This is a genomic window from Frigoribacterium sp. CFBP 13712 (assembly GCF_014842255.1).
In the GTDB taxonomy this organism is placed as follows: domain Bacteria; phylum Actinomycetota; class Actinomycetes; order Actinomycetales; family Microbacteriaceae; genus Frigoribacterium.
The window spans coordinates 171,388-191,421 of sequence record NZ_JACYVH010000004.1 but is presented as its reverse complement, the minus strand read 5'-3'; the positions used below and the strand labels follow the sequence as shown (position 1 = coordinate 191,421).

The window sequence follows — 20,034 nt, the reverse complement described above, 5'->3', positions numbered from 1 at the left end:
GTAGCGTTCAGAGCATGACTCGCATCACCACACCGTTCACCGCCCGCAGCACCGCGCACGAGGTCGTCGAGGGGCTCGACCTCGCCGGCACCCGCATCGTCGTCACCGGCGGAGCGTCGGGCATCGGCGTCGAGACCGCCCGTGCGCTGGTCGCCGCCGGAGCCGACGTCACCATCGCCGCCCGCAAGATGGACCAGGCCGAGGAGGTGCTGGCCGACATCCGCCGGTCCACCGACTCGGGCACGGTGCAGGCCGCCTACCTCGACCTGCAGAAGCGCGACACCCTGCAGGCCTTCGCCGACGACTGGCAGGGCCCGCTCGACGTGCTGATCGACAACGCCGGCGTCATGGCGACGCCCGAGACCCGCACCCCCGAGGGGTGGGAGCTGCAGTTCAGCAACAACCACCTCGGCCACTTCGCACTCGCGAACGCCCTGCGGGGTGCGCTGGTCGAGGGCGCCCAGGCGTCGGGATCCCCGTCGCGGCTGGTGTCGCTCAGCTCGACCGGTCACCACAGGTCGCCGGTCGTGTTCGACGACGTGATGTTCGAGCGCCGCGAGTACGACCCGTGGGCGGCGTACGGCCAGTCGAAGACGGCCAACTCGCTCTTCGCCGTCGGCGTCACGAGCCGCTGGGCCGACGACGGCGTGCTCGCGAACGCGGTGCACCCGGGTGGCATCATCACGCCGCTGCAGCGTCACCTGCCGAAGCAGGAGATGATCGACCGCGGCTGGATCGACGCCGACGGCACGCCGAACCCGGCGTTCAAGTCGACCGAGCAGGGCGCCGCGACGTCGGTGTTCGTCGCAGTGCACCCGCTCGTCGAGGGCGTCGGCGCCCGCTACTTCGAAGACGTGAACGAGGCCGAGCCGTTCAGCGACGACGCCCCCGGCCGCGGGGTGAAGGGCTACGCCCTCGACACCGAGCAGGCCGACCGCCTCTGGGGCCTCAGCGAGCAGCTGCTCGGCTAGTCCGCGCCGCGCTGCGCTGCGCCGCGCTGGCGATCGAGGTGACCCGAAAGGTGTCCTTGAAGGCACCGGACTACCCTTTCGGGTCACCTCGGTGCAGGTCAGTTTCGCGCCTGGCGATCGAAGTGACCCGAAGGGTGTCCTTGAAGGCACCGGACTACCCTTCCGGGTCACCTCGATGCCGGTCAGTTTCGCACGTCGGCGTGCCGGTCAGCTCTGGGCGAGCTGGGGGTAGACCGCCTCGAGCGGGGCCGAGAGGCCGGCCTTGAGCTGACGGGACGTGTCGTCGGCCAAGACCTCGTGCTGGCCCGCCTCGGTCGCGTCGAAGACCTGCGCGACGAGGTCGGCCGGGTCGGTCTTCGCGTCGGTGACGCCGGCGGCCATCGCCGTGTCGACGTAACCGACGTGCACGCCGACGACCTGCACCCCGGCGGGCTGCAGCTCGAGCCGCAGCGAGTTGGTCGCCGACCAGAGCGCGGCCTTCGTCGCCGAGTAGATGCCGGCCACGGCGAACCACGAGAGCGCGGAGTGGATGTCGATGATCGCCGTGCCGCCGCCGCGGGCTGCGAGGAGCGGCGCGTAGGCCCGGGCGAGGAACAGCGGGCCGAAGAAGTTCGTCTCGACGTTGGCGCGGATCTCGTCGTCGGTGTGGCTCAGGATGCCCGGTGTGGGGGCGTTCGCGCCGGCGTTGTTGATCAGGACGGTGACGTCGGGGGCGGCTTCCACGACCGCGGCGATGGACGCGGGGTCGGTGACGTCGAGCGTGAGCGGCACGACGCGCTCGTCGTCCCAGGTGCGCGGGGTGCGAGCGGTGGCGTAGACCTTGGCGGCCCCGCGGGCGAGTGCGGCCTCGACGAACCGGGTGCCGATGCCCCCGTTCGCTCCGGTGACGAGTACGACGGCGTTGGTGAGAGAGGTCATGAGGGTCTTCCTGTCGATGATGCGAAGATGGGGCGGCCCCGATCGGACCGCCTCGGACTGACTACTGTCATAATCGAGTGCAGTCAGTTTCTATTCCAGGAGAATCCATGTCGTCGACATCCGCGCCGTCCGGTCGGCGTGAGCGCAACAAGCAGGAGAAGCTCGAGCGCATCACCCGAGCCGCCTCCGACCTGTTCGCCCAGCACGGCGTCGACGACGTCACGACGCAGCAGATCGCCGAGGCGGCCGACATCGGCGCCGGCACGCTGTTCCTCTACGCGAAGACGAAGGGCGAGCTGCTGCTGCTCGCGCAGAACGACAACTACTCCCGCTCGCTCGAACGCGGCCGCGTCGCCGCCGCGGAGGCCACGACCACGCTCGACGCCGTGCTGGCGGTCGTCACGCCGATCGTCGAGTGCAACCGGGCTCAGGTCGAGAACGGCCGCACGTATCTGCGCGAGATGGTGTTCGGCGACCCTGCCGAGCCGCACCATGCCGAGGCCCTCTCGATCGTCGCCCGGACTGAGGCGCTGATCACCGAGGTGATCGCCGACCGGTCGGGCGTCGAGGCCGCGCAGGCGGCGACGCTGGCCCACGTCGTGTCGGCCGTCCAGCTCGTCGCGATGGCCTCGGCGGTCGACGAGGCGACGACCGTCGCAGAGGTCGTGGCCACGATCAGCGCGCAGCTCGAGGTGGTGCTGCCGCGCTGACCTCGCCGGGCTCGGCAGCCGCACCTGCCACACACCTGCACCCGCAGTCGCTGTGGCATCCGCAACCCCGCTCACGCAACCGCCCCTGCACCCGCGCCGAGGTCGAAGCCGCCTCAGACAGCGCCGAGGTCAGGCCGACGTCGAAGGTGCCTCCGGCAGGGCGCTGAGCGCAGCTGGATCCGGCCCGGTCACGCCCCGGTGACGACGGCCTTGCCGCGGATGCTGCTCGTGCCGAGCGCCGAGAGCGCCGCCGGTGTCTCGGCGAAGGCGAAGGTCGCCCCGACGACGGGTCGGATGGCGCCCGACTCGACCAGCGCGGCGATCTCGCGCAGCTGTCGTCCGTCGGCGCGCATGAAGAGGAACTCGTAGGTCACGCCGAGCTTGCGGGCCTTGCTGCGGACGCTGCGGCTGAGGCCGGCGATGACGAGTCGGAGCACGGGGTTCAGTCGGGCCTGCTTCGCGAACGCGGGGTCGGGCGGGCCGTTGATGCCGACCACCTTGCCGCCGGGTCGCAGAACGCGCAGCGACTTCTCGAGGTTCTCGCCGCCGAGGCTGTCGAGCACGAAGTCGTACCCCGACAGCTCGGTCGCGAAGTCCTGGCTGCGGTAGTCGACGACGACGTCGGCGCCCAGCTCTCGGACGAAGTCGGCGTTCGCCGAGGAGGCGGTGGTCGCCACGGTCGCGCCGAGGTGCTTCGCGAGCTGGATCGCGATGGACCCGACGCCACCCGACCCTGCGTGGATCAGCACCTTCTGCCCGGGGCCGACCCGTCCCTTCTCGACGAGGGCCTGCCACGCCGTCAGGGCGACCAGCGGCAGCGAGGCGGCCTCGACCGGGCTGATGGTCGACGGCGCGATGGCGACGTCGGCCTCGTCGACCGCGATGCGCTCGGCGAACGTGCCGATGCGGGGGTCGCGCGGGCGGGCGAAGACCTCGTCACCGGGCTTGACCGACCGCACCTTCGCCCCGACGCCGATCACCGTGCCGGCGACGTCGTGGCCGAGGGTGAAGGGGGTCTTGTACGGCAGGATCAGCTTGAACTCGCCCTTGCGGATCTTCTCGTCGAGCTGGTTCAAACCTGCGGCCACGACCTTGACCAGGACGTCGTGGTCGCCGACGACGGGTTCGGCGACATCCGCCTCGTGCAGAGGCTGCTTGTACTGGTCGACGATGAACGCTCGCATGGGGTGTCTCCTGACGTGGGGGTCGATATGACCACGCTCAACACTGAGTCAACTCAGTAGCATTGTCAAGACCGGCAGCAAAATCACACGACGAGAACGCGTCCGCAGACGGAGAAGACCCCGGTGCGAGCACCGGGGTCTTCTTCTCGTGAGGGCGGCGACCGAACCTCAGGGGCTCAGGTCGACCGACCTCAGCGGTTGAGCTTGGAGGCCTTCTTGACGGCCGCCTTGCGCGCCTTCGCGACGTCCTTCTTCGCGACGGCGCGTGCCTTCTTCACCTTGGGGTCGTTCCAGAACGAGTCGAGGTAGTTCGAGATCTGCTTGTAGCGACCCTTGCCGGCCTTGGCTCCGTAGGTGTACGCGATGAACGCGATGACGGCGATGACGAGGTAACGGAAACGCATGGGGTCCTCCCGGTGGGCGATCTGTGGTCGGTACGACGCTAGTCCTCCGGGCTGTGCGGATGTCCGCCGACGCCTCGGCGACCCTCTCCGGAGCCGGCCGCCGGGCCGCCGCCACACCGCGCCGCACCGCGCAACACCCCCGCCCTCGACCGGAAACACCCCCGCAACACCCCGTCGGTACCGTCGAGCGCATGGGCGACCTCTTCAGTGGTTACGGCGATACTCGGGGCGGCGCGCACAGCGGCTCGCACAGCGGCGCGCACAGCCGCGCGCACGACGGCGCCCGCGGCGGCGCACGCGGCGGCACCCGCACGACCGGCACCGCCGCCAGCACCCGCACCCCGCCCCGCGCGTGGGACGAGATGTTCGACACCGACGGCCAGGCCCGCCGCGCCTACGCCGACATCCACGCGACCCTCGAGGCCATGACGCAGGACGACCTGCGCGGTCGGACGGCGGCGCTCGCCGACTCGTACCTCGCCCAGGGCGTCACCTTCGACTTCGCGGGGGAGGAGCGCCCGTTCCCCCTCGACGCCGTGCCGCGGGTGGTCGAGCACGACGAGTGGTCGGGGGTCGAGGCCGGCATCGCGCAGCGGGTCAAGGCGCTCGAGGCGTTCCTGGCCGACGTCTACGGGCCGCAGCGCGCGGTGGCCGACGGGGTCATCCCCGCGAGCCTCCTGACCTCGTCGAGTCACTTCCACCGTCAGGCGGCGGGCATCGAGCCCGCCAACGGCGTGCGGATCCAGGTGTCGGGCATCGACCTGATCCGCGACGAGGCGGGCGCCTGGTGCGTGCTCGAAGACAACGTGCGGGTGCCGAGCGGCGTCAGCTACGTCATCTCGAACCGTCGCGTCATGGCGCAGACCCTGCCCGAGCTGTTCGTCTCGATGCGCGTGCGGCCCGTCGGCGACTACCCCAACCGCCTCCTCTCGGCTCTGAAGAAGAGCGCGCCGTCGGGCGTCGACGAGCCCACCGTCGTCGTGCTGACCCCCGGCGTCTTCAACTCGGCCTACTACGAGCACACCCTGCTGGCCCGTCTGATGGGCGTCGAGCTGGTCGAGGGCCGCGACCTCTACTGCTCGGGCGGCCGGGTGTTCATGCGCACCACCGGCGGCCCCGAGCGCGTCGACGTCATCTACCGGCGGGTCGACGACGAGTTCCTCGACCCGCTGCAGTTCCGGGCCGACTCCGTGCTGGGTTCGCCGGGCCTCCTGATGGCCGCCCGCCTCGGCACCGTGACGATCGCCAACGCGGTGGGCAACGGCGTCGCCGACGACAAGCTCGTGTACACGTACCTGCCCGAGCTGATCCGCTACTACCTCGGCGAGGAGGCGCTGCTGCCGAACGTCCGCACCTGGCGTCTCGAAGACCCGGGCGCTCTCGACGAGGTGCTCGACCGGCTCGACGAGCTGGTCGTCAAGCCGGTGGACGGCTCGGGCGGCAAGGGGCTGGTCGTCGGCCCGGCCGCGAGCCGACGCGAGCTCGACGTGCTGCGCGCGCAGCTGCTGGCCGACCCGCGCGGCTGGATCGCGCAGCCGGTCGTGCAGCTGAGCACCATCCCCACCCTCGTCGACGAGGGGCTCCGCGCCCGGCACGCCGACCTGCGGCCCTTCGCCGTGCACGACGGCGACCACGTCTGGGTGCTGCCCGGCGGTCTGACGCGGGTCGCCCTGCCCGAAGGCGAGCTGGTCGTCAACAGCAGCCAGGGCGGCGGCTCGAAGGACACCTGGATCGTCGGCGGCGACGTCAACGCCTGGGCCGGCCACGACGTCAGCGCCCTGATCGCCGAGCAGACGACGCCGACGCAGTCCATCCCGATCATCGCCGACGCCTCGCCGCACGGCGACCACAGCCCCGATCACGCCCCGCAGGACGACCCCCGCAACGACCAGCAGGCCCAGCAGCAGCAGGAGCACGAGCAGCAGCAGCAACAACAGCGACGAGCCGAGGAGGCGCGGGTCGGTTCACGAGGCCGACCCGCGCCTCCTGCGGGCCCCCGCTCCGATCTCGGGGCACCCACTTCGGAAGGAACCCCATGCTGAGCCGCATCGCCGAGAGCCTGTTCTGGATCGGCCGGTACATCGAGCGTTCCGACGGCACCGCGCGGATCCTCGACGTGCACCTCCAGCTGCTGCTCGAGGATCCGTGGATCGAGGAGGACACCGCCTGCCGCAGCCTCCTCGCCGTCATGGGCAGCGAGGCGCCCGCCGACGTGTCGCTGACCCGGGGCGACGTGCTCTCGATGCTCGCGGTCGACCGGCACAACCCGGCGTCGATCGCGTACTCGCTCGGCGCCGCCCGCGAGAACGCCCGCCGGGCCCGCGAGATCGTCTCGACCGAGCTGTGGGAGTGCCTGAACACCACCCGAGCCCGCATGCCCCGCAAGGTCGCGGACGACAAGGTGCACGAGTTCTTCGCCTGGGTGCGCGAACGCAGCGCCCTCGCCGTGGGCATCATCGAGTCGGCCACGAGTCGCGACGAGGTGTGGCAGTTCTTCACCCTCGGGCGTTCCATCGAGCGCGCCGACATGACGGCACGACTGCTCGCCACCCGCACGCTGACCGAGGCGTCGGGGCCGTCGTGGACGACGATCCTCCGCTCGTGCGGCGCCTACGAGGCGTACCTCCGCACCTACAAGGGGGTGCCGAGCGCGCGCAACGCGGCGGAGTTCCTGCTGCTCGACCGGCTCTTCCCCCGCAGCGTCCTGTTCGCGATCAGCCGTGCCGAGGCCTGCCTCCGCGAGGTCGAGCCCGCGAACCATCGTGTGGCGGCGTCGGACAGCGGGGTGCGCATCCTCGGTCAGATGCGCAGCGAGCTCGAGTACAAGCCGATCGGGCGGATCCTCGACGACCTGCCCGGTCAGATGGACGTCGTGCAGGAGGCGACCAGCGCGGCGTCGGAGGCGATCCGTCAGCGGTACTTCCCGACCAGCGCCGCACCCACCTGGGTGGGTGGTCGGTCGTGAGCCGACTGCGCATCAGGCACCAGACCGGGTTCTCGTACCTCGGCGAGGCCGTCGCGAGCTACAACGAGGCGCGCATGCTGCCCGCGCACACCGAGGGGCAGTTCGTCATCTCGTCGCATCTGCGCATCGAACCGGTCGCCGCGACCCACGAGTACGTCGACTACTGGGGCACCCGGGTGTCGTCGTTCGAGGTGCTGCTGCCGCACCGCCAGCTCTCTCTGACGGCCACGTCGCTGGTCGAGGTGCGACCCGTCGTGCACCCCGACTCCGCGATGGACTGGCACGAGCTGGCCGAGGTCGCCGGCGCCACCACCGAGTTCGTCGAGCACCTCGAGCAGACGCCGCTGACGACGCCGCCCGACGACCTCGTCGCCCTCGCGCGCGAGATCGCGGCGACCGCCTCGTCGCCCTGCGCCGCGGGGCTCGCGATCTGCGAACGCCTCGGCGACGCCGTGGCCTACCTGCCGGGGGTCACCAACGTGAAGACGACGGCCTCGGAGGCGTGGGAGGCGCGGGCCGGGGTCTGCCAGGACATCGCCCACATCACGGTGGGCGCGTTGCGAGCCGCCGGCATCCCCGCCCGATACGTCAGCGGGTACCTGCACCCGAAGCCGAACGCCGAGCTGCGCGAGACGGTGACGGGGGAGTCGCACGCCTGGGTCGAGTACTTCTGCGGCTCGTGGCATGGCTACGACCCGACCAACCTGATCGACATCGGGGAGCGGCACGTGATCGTCGGCCAGGGGCGCGACTACCGCGACGTGCCGCCGCTGCGCGGGGTGTACGCCGGGTCGTCGAACTCGAAGCTGTTCGTGACGGTGGAGATCACCCGCGAGGCGTGAGGGCCGGCGGGTCGGGGGGCTCAGGGAGGGTGGTGCCGGTGCCGGTGCCGGTGCCTGGGCTGGTGTCGGTGTCGGTGTCGGTGTCGGTGGCGGTGCTGGTGCCGGTGGCGGTGCTCGTGCTGCCCGGTCGGGTCGTGGTGGCGAGCTCGGCGTCGAGCGGACGCAGGCTCGGGTGGTTCGCGACCCCGTCGAGGCCGTGGGTGCCGAAGAGGGTCATGACGGCGGCGATCGGGGCGTCGACGCCCCGCAGACGCAGCGGCGAGGTGATGCCGTCGAACTCGCAGACGAGGGCCCAGTCGCCGACCTCGGGGTAGACGGCCGTCATCGCCGAGTAGTGGAAGCTGACCCACTGCCCGCCCGCCAGGCAGATCAGACGCTGGTTCGACACGACGAGACGGACGTCCTGGTGCTCGCGCCACTGGTCGCGGGCCTGCGCCTCGGCCGATCGCCGAGCCGAGGCGTTGCTCAGCGTCGAGACGGCGAGCCCGGCGAGCACGAACGCGGGGCTGCCGACGAAGAACCTGCTGCCCCCGCCCTGAGCGACGGTCTGACCGTAGTAGCGCTCGTACTCGACCCCCACGCTGTAGAAGAAGACCTCGCCCGGCTGCGGCACGACCTCCCAGACGGGGATGGTCTGCGGCACCTGCTGATCGAGCAGCGCCCGGCGGAGGCGTCGCGCCTCGGCCCAGGCGGCCTCGCTCGCGCTCGCGCGGTCGACCCTGACGAGCTCGGCGCTGCGCTCGGATCGCGTGTAGCGCCCGGTGCGGTGACGCCAGTCGCGGAAGGTGCGCATCGCGCCACGGACGGTCAGCACGACCGCGACGACCACGCACACCGGGATGGCGAGCACGACGGCCAGCGAGGCGATGCTCGACCCGAGGGTCGCGCCGATGGTCGACGAGGAGGTGCTCGTGCTCGTGCTCGAGGTGATGGCGCCGGCGATCAGGGGCAGCACCACGACGGCCAGCACGCCGGCGGCGAGGGGGATGATCCAGCGAAGGTGGCGCCTCATGCCCGCGAGTCTAGGGCGGGCCCCCGGGCGGTCTCTCGGCGGTTCGGCGGGTTCCCGTCATCCGTGGCGGGTCAGCGCTGACCCGCCGCCGATGACGGGAACCCGCCGCACCCCGAGTAGCTCCACGCAGCGCAGCGCAGCGCAGTGCAGTGCAGTGCAAAGCAGCTCAGCTCAGCTCAGCGCAGCGCAGCGCAAAGCAGCGCAGCGCAGCGCGGCTCAACAGGCGGTGTACGCGTAGGCCGGGTCGTCGGCCGGCACGAGGTCGCGGTCGCGCACGATCGTCGTGGGCGCCGGGTCGAGCGCGGCGACGCGGTCGCACACCTCGGCGGCCGTGCCCCGCAGGTCGTCGGTGTACTCGACGTCGAACACCAGCGCGCCGTACACGTCGGTGAACGTGTCGCACTCGTCGAAGAGATCGCACTCCTCCGTGATCGCGAAGTCGTAGCCGATCTCGTCTCGACCGCGGGCGCCGAGATCGGCCGTGTTCTTCTGCGCGGCCGCCAGACCGACCTCATGGGCCTCGGCGACGAGCAGCGTCGCGTAGGCGACCGCGTCGTCTTCGTCGAACGCGCCGTCGGAGCGGGTCCACGAGTCGAGGTTGTCGAACTCCACCGCCTGGTAGCCGGCGTCGGCGCAGCCGTCGATGCTGGTCGCCAGGCGGGCGGCGATCGCCTGACGGTTCGGGTCGGTCGCGATGTCGAGGATGTGCTCGTCGGGCCAGTTCGGGTCGACCAGCGGTTCGCCGCCGGGCAGTCGCACGAGCAGATCGCTCGGCCAGTCGACGCCCGGCTGGGTCTGGAATCCGTTCACGTAGCAGATGCCGTAGGCGCCGTCGGCGGGTTCGTCGGTGCTGTCTCGTGCGACGACCGAGGCTCCGTCGGGGACGGCCGACGCGCCTCCTAACTGGTAATCGAACCCCGCGCCGGTCGGCGGCAGGGCGACCTCGGACGAGGAGGCGCTGGCCGCACCGTCACCCGACCCCGTCGAGCAGGCGGTCACCCCGAGCACGAGCACGGCGCAGGTCGCGAGAGCGGCCCCGAAGCGGGCGGATCGGCGGGTCGAGCGGACCCGGGCGAGGCTGCGAGGAGAGGTCGGTTCGATGGTGTTCGGCACGAGCCGAGCCTAGGTCACGACGACGAGCCGCCGTCGGGGTCGACGGCCGACCTGTGGAGTCAGCGCAGTCGGGTGCCGGAGCCGGTCGGCGTCTCGGCGGTCGGCGGCTGCTCCGCCGGACGCTGCTCCGCCGGGCGCTGCCCTGCCGGGCGTTTCGACACGGGTCGCTGCTCCGCAGGACGCGGCGACACATGAGGCAGGTTCGCCGGGCGCAGCGTCGTGGGAGCGGGCGTCGTCGGCGAATGGCGGTCGGCGAGGAACCTCGCGCGGGCGCTGGTCAGGGCCTCCTCGCGCTCGAGGTCGCGCTGGCGGTCGACCTCGCGCGCGGCGGCGAGGGCGCGGGCGTTCTCGCGGGCACGGGCCGCAGCGGCCGAGGAGGCGCGGCGCATGCCATCCCCCGTGGCGCGCGCCCCGGCGGCGGTCGCGGCCCCGGCGGCCCGGCTGCCGCTGCGGACGCGGTCCCACCCCGACTTGGCGATCGGTCCGGCCGCGGCCGCGATCGTCGCACTCCGGGTGCGCAGCCGGTCGGCGGCGCTGGGCCCGACCGGAGCGTCGTCGACGGGCGCCGGTCTCTCGGGTGCGCGCCCCTCGGGCACGTACCCCCGGGGCTCGTCCTGGACGGAGGCGTGGCGGGCCGGCTCGTACGCGGCGGGCTCGTAGCCCGCACGGTCGGGAGCGGAGGAGGCGCGGGCCGGGGGAGCCGGAGCCGGGCGGGGAACGACCGCGCGCTGGTCCGCGGGGGCCTGGCGCGCCTCCTCGGCGGGGTCGGAGGTCGGTTCGACCGAGTCGGCGGGCAGGGCGCCGAGGACTATGTCGGCGAGACCGACCAGGGCGAAGGCGAGCCCTGAGACGAAGAGGCCGATGCCGAGCACGGCGAACGCCACGGCCTCGAAGTCGAGCTGGCCGGGGGCGACGTAGTCGCCGGTGAAGAGACCCGTCTGCACGAGCCGGAAGGTCGAGGCGAGGGCGATCAGCAGACCGGCGGCGCTCATGACGAGTCCGGCGGTGACTGCTGCGGAGACTCTGTTCATGGGGCACCTCCTCTTGCGGACGGGACGGACGGGCCTTACGGGCCCGGATGGGACGGGCAGGGTGATGCAGCCCTGCTGAGAATGTAGTCCTCGGGAGAGCTCCGCGGGTGAGCACGGGTGCGCGGAGGAGGCGCTGTGTCGTGCACAGTGCGCACGTTCCGGGCGGTTGCACGGGGTTCGCGGGGTCTTCTCCGATCCGGGGTCGACAGCATCGACGCATGGCTGACTTCTCACGACTCATCGGCGCCGCCAAGCGCGCGCTCGACAACTCGAACTCCGGGAGCGGCTCGGGTGCGCGATCAGGCTCGGCCTCCGGGTCGACGGACTGGCGCGACATGGTCCGCAAGGTCACCGACAAGGTGACGGGCGACGACCGACAGGGGCAGGGCGGCCAGGGCTACGGCCAGGGCCAGCAGGGCTACGGCCATGACCAGGGCTACGACCGCCAGCCCCAGGGCTATGACCAGGGCCAGCAGGGCTACGGCCAGGGCGCGCCCCGGCAGCAGAACCCCGGGCAGGCTCGCGACGGACGATCCGGTGCCGGGCTGTCGCCCGCCGACCGGCAGGCGCTCGCCAAGTACGACTACCTCCTTCAGACCGCGCCTCCGCAGCAGCTCGAGCAGGTGCACCGCGACGCGTTCGAGCGACTGACGCCCGCGCAGCGCGAGCAGGTGCTGGCCCGTCTCACCGCCGAGTCCCCGGCCGGCGATCGCCCGGCGTCGAGCAGCCCGGCCGACCTGGCCCGCTCGGCGACCCGCGGCGAGGTCGCCCGGCCCGGGCTGATGAAGCGCGTGCTGGGCAGCAGCGGGGGCAAGGTGGCGGCCGGTGCCGCCGCCGGTGCCGGCGTCGCCGCACTCGGAGGCCTCGCGCTCGCGGTGGCCGGCGGGGCGGCCCTCAGCGCCGTCGCGGCACCGCTGCTGACCGACGCCCTCGCCTCGGGCGTCGACTTCGAGCAGTTCACCGGCGGGTTCGAGGGTCTCGAGGGGCTGGGCGGCTTCGAGGGCGTCGACGGTCTCGCCGCGAGCGGGGAGGACCTCGCCGCGAGCGGCGGGGACTTCGTCGGCGGTCTCGGCGAGCAGGCGAGCGAGTTCGGCTCGAACTTCCAGATCCCCGGGTTGAGCGACTTCTTCGACCGGTAGCCGTTCGGGGGGAGCGTCTAGTCGCGGGTCGGGGTCGTGCGGGCCGGCTCGAACGTCGCCGCCATGACCGTCACGTCGTCGGGACGCTCCTCCAACCCGGCCGTGGCGGCGATCGAGTGGACGATGGCGGCCGCGCCGGGCGTCTGACGCACGAGGTCCTCGAAGCGGTTGACCGCCTCCAGCTCGTCGTCGTAGAGGTCGAGCACGCCGTCGCTGACGCAGATCAGGGTGTCGCCGGCGCGGGCCTGCGTGGTGAACGTCGTCCACTCCGTGCCGATGCCGATCGGCAGGTTGAGCGAGCGCAGCCGCTCGACCGTTCCATCTGCGCGGCGCAGCACGGCGAGGCCGTGACCGGCGTCCGACCAGTGGATGACGCCGTCCATGCCGATCCGGGCATGGAAGCAGGTGGTGAACTGGGTGTCGACCCCGAGACCGCCCGTCTCGACCCCCGTGGAGGCGCGCTTGAGGGCCGTCGCAGGGTCCGACTCGTCGGCCGAGCTGCGCATGACCGCCCGGACGGCTGCCGCGATCATGCCCGCGCCGACGCCCTTGCCCATGACGTCGCCGAGGGTCAGCGCGATGCCGTCGTCGGTGGGGTACCAGTCGAAGAAGTCGCCGCCGACCGTGCGGGCCGGCACGCACGCGCCGAAGACCGAGAACGAGTTCGGCAGGGTCGACGCGTCCGGCGGCAGCAGCGACTGCTGGACCACGGCGGCGCGGTCGAGCTCGCCCTGAACCGCGCGACGCCGGGCCTGCGACAGGGTGAGGCGCAGTTCGGCCTGCCGGGCCAGCTCGTTCACGGCGACCGCGAGGGTCCCGTAGACGACGACGGACAGCACGAGTCGCACGACCTCGCTCGACGGCGGCCCCGACGGGTCGAAGAGGAACGGCATCAGCAGGGTGACCGACGAACCGATGGCCGGGTAGACGACGTGGCGTCGTCCCGGGTTGGCCGCGATCCAGACGATGGGCAGCAGCACGAAGTTCAGGTAGACCGATCGGCTGTCGCCGGTGCCGTGCCGGAGGAGACCCACGGCGACGAAGTCGGCGGCGGGGATCAGCAGCTCCCAGCGCAGCGGCACGACGCCCCGGTCGATGGCGAGCGCGAAGCCGAGGGCGAGGCCCGCCAGGGCGACCCCGGACCAGAGGGCGACGGCGTCGGTCACCGTCAGCCACGGCGCGCTCGTGCTGAGCACGCCCGCGGCGAGCATGAGCGCGGCGATGAACGCCTGCTTGACGAACGGGAGGCGGCGGGTCGTGATCCGCTCGGCTGCCCGGGTGAGGAACCGCGACCGAGGCCCGCTGGTGCTCTGATCCGACATGCGTCCTCCCTCGCGGGCGGCGGTGACCGTCCGTTTCGTGCCTGTGGTACCCGTCGCACGAAGAGGTGGAAAGGTCCGTCCAGTTTAGATGCTGGGACATCCTCACCACTCACCCTAGAGGCGGAGCGCTGGGCCGGTGGGCCCCCAGTGCGCGGGTCGACAGAACCGTCGGCCCGAGGAGGCGCGGGTCAGGTCGGCCGATCCGTCGCGGTCCCCTCGTCCAGACCGAGATCGCGGGCCGCCTGCTCGCGCGCGGCGCGCTCGCGCGCGGCGGTCTGCCCCGCGGCGTCGCCGTCGTGCTGCAGCGTGTAGTGGAACCGCCCCGCACCGACCACGGGAAGCGCGCCCGTCGCGACCGCCGGGTCGTCGGGCAGCACCCGATGCACGCGCAGATGCCGACCCCGGATCAGCCACACGATCGCCACGGCGGCGGCGACGAAGCCCGAGGCGGCGGCCACGCCGATGGCCCAGCGGGGGCCGGCCACGTCGGCGACCCAGCCGACCACCGGTGCGCCGAGCGGCGTGCCACCCGTGAAGACCGCCATGTAGAGGGCCATGACGCGGCCGCGCATCCTCGGTGCCGTCGTCAGCTGCACGGTCGCGTTCGCCGTCGTCATGAGGGTGATCGACGACAGCCCGACCGCGACGAGCACGGCGGCGAAGCTCCAGTACGACGGCATCAGGGCCGAGACGAGGCAGGTCACGCCGAAGGCGAGCGCGGCCGCGATCAGCACGCGCCATCGGGGCCGCTCGCGTCGGGCCGAGAGCAGGGCGCCGACCAGCGAGCCGACGGCGATGCACGACGAGAGCAGGCCGAAGCCGCTCGCGTCGGTGCCGAACTCGACGCTCGCCATCGTCGAGGTGAAGATGGCGAAGTTGAGGCCGAAGGTGCCGATCACGAACACCATGACGAAGACGACCACGAGGTCGGGACGGTCGCGGACGTACCGGAACCCCTCTCTGATCTGGCCCTTCGCTCGCGAGACGACCGGTTTCAGCTCGAGCTGCGCCACCCGGATGAACCGCAGCGACAGCAGCACCGCCGCGAACGAGCCGGCGTTGATCATGAACACCCAGCCCGTGCCGATCGTCGCGATGAGCACCCCCGCGACGGCCGGGCCGATCAGGCGGGCGCCGTTGAACGAGGCCGAGTTGAGACTGACGGCGTTGGTGAGATGACCGGGCGGGACGAGCTCGGAGACGAAGCTCTGCCGCACGGGCGCATCGATGGCGGCTGCGACGCCGAGCAGCAGAGCGAAGACGTAGACCATCCAGAGCTCGACCGTGTCGGTCAGCACGAGCAGGCCGAGGGCGAGTCCGAGCAGGCCCATGCTCAGCTGCGTCACCATCAGCAGCCGTCTCCGGTCGAACCGGTCGGCGATCAGCCCCGTGACGGGCACCATCAGGATGGGCGGCGCGAACTGCAGCGCCATGGTGATGCCGAGCGCCGTCGCATCGTCGTCGGTCAGATCGGTGAGGACGAGCCAGTCCTGCGCCGTGCGCTGCATCCACGTGCCGATGTTCGACACGAGGGCGCCGGCGAACCACAGCCGGTAGTTGACCAGCGAGAGGCTGCGGAACATCGTGCTCACGACACGCCCTGCGGACGGACGACGGCGGTCTCGAGTCGAGGAGGCGCGGTGTCGGTCATCGAGGAGCCACGATAATCGCTCCGCCCGGGTCCCCGCCGCGATCGGTGCAGATGGCGCAAGTCTGCGGCGCGCGCAGTGCGTTCCGTGGCCCGACACCTGTCGGACACCCGGACGACACGCGGTGTTATCGGCGGACCGGTCGACTGATGCGGTCCCCCGATCAGGGGTGGACCCGCACCGTCGATCACCTGGAGCAGGAGCACGAAGTGACCCCCACGACCCGCCGCCGCCGCGCGGCCCTCATCACGGGGGCGGTGGCGATCAGCGCCTCCTTGGCCCTCGTCCCCACCGTGGCGTCCGCCGCGACGCCCGCCGAGGTCGCCGAGAACGGCGGCGCCGCCCGCAGCATCGACGACAGCACGCAGGTGCTGCTCGACTCCGTGAAGGGCGGACCGGCGAAGAACGTCATCCTGCTGATCGGCGACGGCATGGGCGACTCCGAGATCACCTCGGCTCGCAACTACGCCTACGGCGCCGGCGGGCAGCTGCCCGGCATCGACGCCCTGCCGCTGACCGGCCAGTACACGACCTACTCGCTGTACCGCGACGGCGCGAACAAGGGGAAGCCGGACTACGTGCCCGACTCCGCCGCGACCGGTTCGGCCTGGGCCACCGGCACGAAGACGTACGACAACGCGATCTCGGTCGACATCGACGGTGTCCCGCAGGACACCCTGCTCGAGATCGCCAAGGCGAACGGCAAGAAGACCGGCAACGTGTCGACGGCCGAGCTGCAGGACGCGACCCCGGCCGTGCAGGCCGCCCACGTCGCCGCGCGGAGCTGCTACGGCCCCGACTCGGTGACCCAGTGCGGCGCCGACGCCCTCGACCAGGGCGGTCTCGGCTCGATCAGCGAGCAGATCATCGGCACCCGGGCCGACGTCACCCTCGGAGGAGGCGCGGCGTCGTTCACGCAGACCGCCCGTGCCGGTCAGTGGCAGGGCGAGACCCTGTTCGACCAGGCGGCCGACCGCGGCTACCAGATCGTCCGCGACGCCGCGGGTCTCGGCGCCCTGGCCGCCGCCGACCAGACGGCCCCGGTGCTCGGCACGTTCACCGACGGCAACTTCCCGACGCGCTTCGCCGCCACGACCGCGACCGTCGGCGGCGCCGACCTCGCACCGCAGACCTGCACGCCGAACCCCCAGCGCCTCTCGACCGACCTCTCGCTGCGCTCGCTCACCGAGAAGTCGATCGACCTGCTCGACACCGGCGACGAGGGCTTCTTCCTGCAGGTCGAAGGCGCCTCGATCGACAAGCGCGACCACAGCGCCGACGCCTGCGGTCAGATCGGCGAGGTGCTCGACCTCGACGAGGCCGTGCGGGCCGCGCTCGACTTCGCGATCGCCGACGGCGACACGATGGTCATCGTCACGGCGGACCACGCGCACACCAGCCAGATCGTCGACAGCACGCCGCCCGCGACGCTCAGCACCGCGCTGACCACGGTCGACGGCACGACGATGAAGATCGCCTACGGCACGGCCGCGGCCGGCGGATCGCAGCAGCACACCGGATCGCAGCTGCGGGTCGCGGGCTACGGCCCCGGCGCCGGCAACGTGGTCGGCCTGATCGACCAGACCGACAACTTCTTCACCATCGCGAACGCCCTCGAGCTCGACCGCGACCTCGACGGACTGAGCGCCGACGCGACGATCTCGGGTCCGACCGAGGTGGCGCCCGACAGCGAGTTCACGGTCTCGGCCGCAGGGCTGGGCGGCGACCGTCAGGTGCGGGCAGTGCTCGACGCGGGTGACGGCAGCGACCCGGTCGACCTCGGGCTGGTCGACGTGGTCGACGGCACCGTGACGGTCAGCGCGACGGCTCCCGCCGAGGCGGGGACCGCGACGGTCACCCTGACCGGCGTGCAGTCGGGCCTCTTCCTGAGCACGGTCGTCGCGGTCGTCGACGGAGCGGTCGTGCCGGCCCCGACGGCGGCCCCGTCGGCGACCCCGGCACCGGGCGACCCGTCGGCGACGCCGACCGACCCCGCCGGCGTCGTGCCGGGCGCGGATGACGGCAGCGCGGGCGGCGCGGGTGGTGCGGGCACGGCCGGCTCCGGACCGCTCGCCTTCACCGGGTCGGAGGCGCTGCCGGCTCTGTTGCTCGCCCTGATGCTCGTCGCCTCGGGCGCCGTGCTCGTGGCCCGCCGTCGTCGCCAGCAGCAGCAGCAGCTCGCCTCGGCGAACGGGGACCTGGGGTCGCAGCTGTAGCGCGCAGCGCGCAGCGCGTAGCGCAGCGCGTCGCGACGAGCGCCCAGCGCGTACCTCCGAGTGGACGAGACACCGTGCGACACGGCGGCGTCTCGTCCACTTCGTCGTGTGCGCGGCGTCCGCGGACTACTCGCGGCCGAGTCGGCCGATCAGGCTGGTGTCGAGCGAGTCGAGCAGATCGGCGACGTCGTCGTAGACCTCGTCGGCACCCGCCTCGACGAGCTCGTCGCGCGAGAATCCGCCGCTCAGCACACCGATGCAGCGGACGCCGGCGCGGTGGGCCGCCGCGACGTCCCACACCGCGTCGCCGACCATGATCGCCTGCGCGGTTGGCACGCCCGCCTTCTCGAGGGCGACCTCGACGATGCCCGGGTCGGGTTTGGCGGTCTCGACGTCTTCGCTCGAGGTGACGGCCCAGAGGGCGTCTTCGATCTGCAGCAAGGAGCGCAGCGCTTTCAACTCGTTCTCGGGTGCGCTCGTCGCGAGAACCACCGAGTGACCGCGGCCGGCGAGCGCCTCGAGGAGGTCGGTCGCGCGGTCGAGGACGTGCAGGTCGCCGCCGTCGCCGAGGTGCTCGTCGTAGAAGCGGGTGTGGGCGTCCTTCACCTTCTCGACGAGGTCGTCGTCGGCATCGTCCCCGATCAGACCGGAGATCAGCAGCGACGAGTCCTTGCCGATCGAGCCGTGGATCCGCCAGCTGTCCACCGGGTGACCGACCTCGGCGAAGGCCCGCGACCAGGCGTCGACATGCGCGTAGTTGGAGTCGACGAGGGTGCCGTCGATGTCGAAGAGCACTGCGGTGTCGGGGGAGTCGGCGGTGTCGGGGGAGTCGTGCGGTGTGGACGTCATCGGACAACCTTGCACCCGCTGCACGCATCGCGTTCCGATCGGGTGCGGGCTCGCGCGCGGGCGCGGGGCCTGCGAGACCGTCTCCGCCGCCCAGGAGGCGCGGGTCGGCCAGGCCGTGCGCCCTCCGGACTCGGAGGCGCGGCTGCAGAACCCGGGCACGTCTGCCGATCCCGCCCGCTGGCTGTCTCGGGGACTTCGCCCGCGCCTCCTACGTACCGAACCCGACTGCCGGCTGTCTGGGGGACTTCGCCCGCGCCTCCTTGGTACCGAACCCGACTGCCGGCTGTCTGGGGGACTTCGCCCGCGCTTCCTTGGTACCGAACCCGACTGCCGGCTGTCTCGAGGACTTCGCCGCGCCTCCTCGGCGTGCCGAACCCGACCGCGCATGCCCGGCCGGGTGTGCCAAACCCGACAAAGACACTGCTCAGATGCCTTTTTGGCGGCTCAACGCCATCATTTCGGCCGATTCTGTCGGGATTTGCACACCACCACGGCCGCTGTCGCGCGCTGTGCCTGTCAGCCGCTGTCGCGCGCTGTGCTCGACTAGGCGCTGTCGCGCACAGTACCCATCAGGCGCTGTCGCGCGCTGTGCCTGTCAGGCGCTGTCGCGCCACATGATGTCGGTGGGGAGCAGCACGCCCGTGGTGGGCAGGTCGGCGCCGCCCAGCTGGTCGAGCACCTGCTGGGCTGCGCGGCGGCCGAGGTCTTCGGCGGGCTGGCGCACGGTCGAGAGGGCCGGGGTGCAGCGGAGGGCCCACGAGCTGTCGTCGAAGCCGACGATGCCGACCTGCGCGGGCACCTCGATGCCGCGGCGGTGCAGCACGTCGAGGGCCCCGGCGGCGACGGCGTCGGACGCCGCGAAGACTCCGTCGACAGTGGGGTCGCGGCGCAGCAGCTCGGACATGCCGTCGACCCCGGCCGTGTAGCTGTAGAACGGGTTGCGGACGACGAGGTCGGGGTCGAACAGGTCTCCGAGCGCCGTGCGGAACCCGGCGAGGCGGTCTTCGCCCGAGTCGCGGTCGAGCCCGGACGCGAGCATGCCGATGCGTCGCCGACCGGTGTCGACCAGGCGGCGGACGATCGCCTCGGCCGCGGCGCGGTTGTCGATGCCGATGAACGGGATGTCGGGGGCGTCGGGCGGGTGGCCGACGAACGACGCGGGGAGGCGCAGCTCGGCGACCGCCTCGGAGATCGGGTCGCCCGTACGGGCCGACAGGATGATCGCCCCGTCGACGAAGCCGCCGCGGAGGTACTCGATGACCCGGTCGCTGTCGCGCTGCGAGTCGATCATCAGGGTGACGAGCTGGTGGTCGGCCTGCGACAGGACGGCGTTCGTGCCGATCAGGATGTTGCCGATGTTGGGATCGTCGAGCACGACCGAGTGCGGCTCGTGCACGATCAGCGCGATCGCCCGCGAGCGCTGCGTGACGAGGTTGCGGGCCGCCGCGTTGCGCACGTAGCCGACCTTCGCCACGGCCGCCTCGACGGCCTCGCGCGCCTGCGCCGACACGTACGGCTCGTTGTTCAGCACCCGCGAGACGGTGCCGCGCGAGATGCCCGCCTCGGCCGCCACGTCGTGGATCGTGGCCCGGCGTCTCGGGGATCTCGGACCGGACATGGGAGTCACCTTAGCTGAGCCTGAGAGGGGTCGTGAGGCCGGAACGAGCGGTTGTGGACGAAGGAGAACGTGAGTGATGTTGACAAATCCG

General features: G+C 72.0%; 17 protein-coding genes. 7 read left to right on the top strand and 10 right to left on the bottom strand.

What is annotated here, in order from left to right; translation table 11 throughout:
- Positions 1 to 14 precede the first annotated feature (14 nt).
- Positions 15 to 971, top strand: a complete 957-nt coding sequence (locus IFT51_RS09250) for an SDR family NAD(P)-dependent oxidoreductase (RefSeq protein ID WP_192060794.1) — start codon at positions 15 to 17, stop codon at positions 969 to 971.
- A 207-nt stretch (positions 972 to 1,178) separates the two neighbouring features.
- Here the strand turns inward: IFT51_RS09250 and IFT51_RS09245 are convergent, their stop codons facing one another.
- On the bottom strand, positions 1,179 to 1,889 hold the full coding sequence (locus IFT51_RS09245) for an SDR family oxidoreductase (RefSeq protein WP_192060793.1): 711 nt from the start codon (positions 1,887 to 1,889) through the stop codon (positions 1,179 to 1,181).
- A 107-nt stretch (positions 1,890 to 1,996) separates the two neighbouring features.
- On the opposite strand from IFT51_RS09245, the gene IFT51_RS09240 reads away from it, so the two are divergent.
- Positions 1,997 to 2,599: a TetR/AcrR family transcriptional regulator gene (locus tag IFT51_RS09240; RefSeq protein ID WP_192060792.1), complete on the top strand. Its 603-nt coding sequence runs from the start codon at positions 1,997 to 1,999 to the stop codon at positions 2,597 to 2,599.
- Positions 2,600 to 2,787: 188 nt separating this feature from the next.
- Here the strand turns inward: IFT51_RS09240 and IFT51_RS09235 are convergent, their stop codons facing one another.
- Positions 2,788 to 3,783 (bottom strand): NADP-dependent oxidoreductase, encoded by a 996-nt coding sequence (locus tag IFT51_RS09235; RefSeq protein WP_192060791.1) that lies wholly within the window; start codon positions 3,781 to 3,783, stop codon positions 2,788 to 2,790.
- 191 nt (positions 3,784 to 3,974) lie between these two features.
- A complete protein-coding gene (locus IFT51_RS09230) occupies positions 3,975 to 4,187 on the bottom strand; it encodes a hypothetical protein (RefSeq protein ID WP_192060790.1) in 213 nt (70 codons plus the stop codon).
- Positions 4,188 to 4,378: 191 nt separating this feature from the next.
- On the opposite strand from IFT51_RS09230, the gene IFT51_RS09225 reads away from it, so the two are divergent.
- The 3 genes from IFT51_RS09225 to IFT51_RS09215 are packed head-to-tail and all read left to right on the top strand — an operon-like array spanning position 4,379 to position 7,994.
- Positions 4,379 to 6,229: a circularly permuted type 2 ATP-grasp protein gene (locus IFT51_RS09225; RefSeq protein WP_244637110.1), complete on the top strand. Its 1,851-nt coding sequence runs from the start codon at positions 4,379 to 4,381 to the stop codon at positions 6,227 to 6,229.
- Positions 6,223 to 7,152: an alpha-E domain-containing protein gene (locus IFT51_RS09220; RefSeq protein WP_192060789.1), complete on the top strand. Its 930-nt coding sequence runs from the start codon at positions 6,223 to 6,225 to the stop codon at positions 7,150 to 7,152. The genes IFT51_RS09225 and IFT51_RS09220 overlap by 7 nt, the downstream gene beginning before the upstream one ends.
- On the top strand, positions 7,149 to 7,994 hold the full coding sequence (locus tag IFT51_RS09215; protein WP_192060788.1) for a transglutaminase family protein: 846 nt from the start codon (positions 7,149 to 7,151) through the stop codon (positions 7,992 to 7,994). Before IFT51_RS09220 ends, IFT51_RS09215 begins: the two co-directional genes overlap by 4 nt.
- Here IFT51_RS09215 and IFT51_RS09210 read toward each other — a convergent pair.
- The 3 genes from IFT51_RS09210 to IFT51_RS09200 all read right to left on the bottom strand — a co-directional run bounded on the left by IFT51_RS09210 (position 7,978) and on the right by IFT51_RS09200 (position 11,150).
- Positions 7,978 to 9,006, bottom strand: coding sequence for a hypothetical protein (locus IFT51_RS09210; protein ID WP_192060787.1), 1,029 nt, complete (start codon positions 9,004 to 9,006; stop codon positions 7,978 to 7,980). The two genes, IFT51_RS09215 and IFT51_RS09210, sit on opposite strands and share 17 nt — an antisense overlap.
- A 216-nt stretch (positions 9,007 to 9,222) precedes the next feature.
- Positions 9,223 to 10,119, bottom strand: coding sequence for an endo alpha-1,4 polygalactosaminidase (locus tag IFT51_RS09205; RefSeq protein ID WP_371740750.1), 897 nt, complete (start codon positions 10,117 to 10,119; stop codon positions 9,223 to 9,225).
- 59 nt (positions 10,120 to 10,178) lie between these two features.
- On the bottom strand, positions 10,179 to 11,150 hold the full coding sequence (locus IFT51_RS09200) for a hypothetical protein (RefSeq protein WP_192060786.1): 972 nt from the start codon (positions 11,148 to 11,150) through the stop codon (positions 10,179 to 10,181).
- Positions 11,151 to 11,368: 218 nt separating this feature from the next.
- Here IFT51_RS09200 and IFT51_RS09195 point away from each other — a divergent pair, with 218 nt between their 5' ends.
- On the top strand, positions 11,369 to 12,289 hold the full coding sequence (locus tag IFT51_RS09195; protein WP_192060785.1) for a hypothetical protein: 921 nt from the start codon (positions 11,369 to 11,371) through the stop codon (positions 12,287 to 12,289).
- A gap of 17 nt (positions 12,290 to 12,306) precedes the next feature.
- Here the strand turns inward: IFT51_RS09195 and IFT51_RS09190 are convergent, their stop codons facing one another.
- Together IFT51_RS09190 and IFT51_RS09185 are read right to left on the bottom strand one after the other, a co-directional pair.
- A complete protein-coding gene (locus IFT51_RS09190) occupies positions 12,307 to 13,611 on the bottom strand; it encodes a PP2C family protein-serine/threonine phosphatase (RefSeq protein WP_192060784.1) in 1,305 nt (434 codons plus the stop codon).
- Positions 13,612 to 13,799: 188 nt separating this feature from the next.
- A complete protein-coding gene (locus IFT51_RS09185) occupies positions 13,800 to 15,203 on the bottom strand; it encodes an MFS transporter (RefSeq protein ID WP_192060783.1) in 1,404 nt (467 codons plus the stop codon).
- Between the two features lie 266 nt (positions 15,204 to 15,469).
- Between IFT51_RS09185 and phoA the strand changes: the two genes are divergently transcribed.
- On the top strand, positions 15,470 to 17,476 hold the full coding sequence (gene phoA / locus IFT51_RS09180; protein ID WP_371740749.1) for an alkaline phosphatase: 2,007 nt from the start codon (positions 15,470 to 15,472) through the stop codon (positions 17,474 to 17,476).
- A 126-nt stretch (positions 17,477 to 17,602) separates the two neighbouring features.
- Here the strand turns inward: phoA and IFT51_RS09175 are convergent, their stop codons facing one another.
- Both IFT51_RS09175 and IFT51_RS09170 read right to left on the bottom strand, forming a co-directional pair.
- On the bottom strand, positions 17,603 to 18,325 hold the full coding sequence (locus IFT51_RS09175) for an HAD family hydrolase (RefSeq protein WP_192060781.1): 723 nt from the start codon (positions 18,323 to 18,325) through the stop codon (positions 17,603 to 17,605).
- A gap of 595 nt (positions 18,326 to 18,920) precedes the next feature.
- Positions 18,921 to 19,943, bottom strand: a complete 1,023-nt coding sequence (locus tag IFT51_RS09170) for a LacI family DNA-binding transcriptional regulator (protein ID WP_192060780.1) — start codon at positions 19,941 to 19,943, stop codon at positions 18,921 to 18,923.
- Between the last annotated feature and the right edge of the window lie 91 nt (positions 19,944 to 20,034).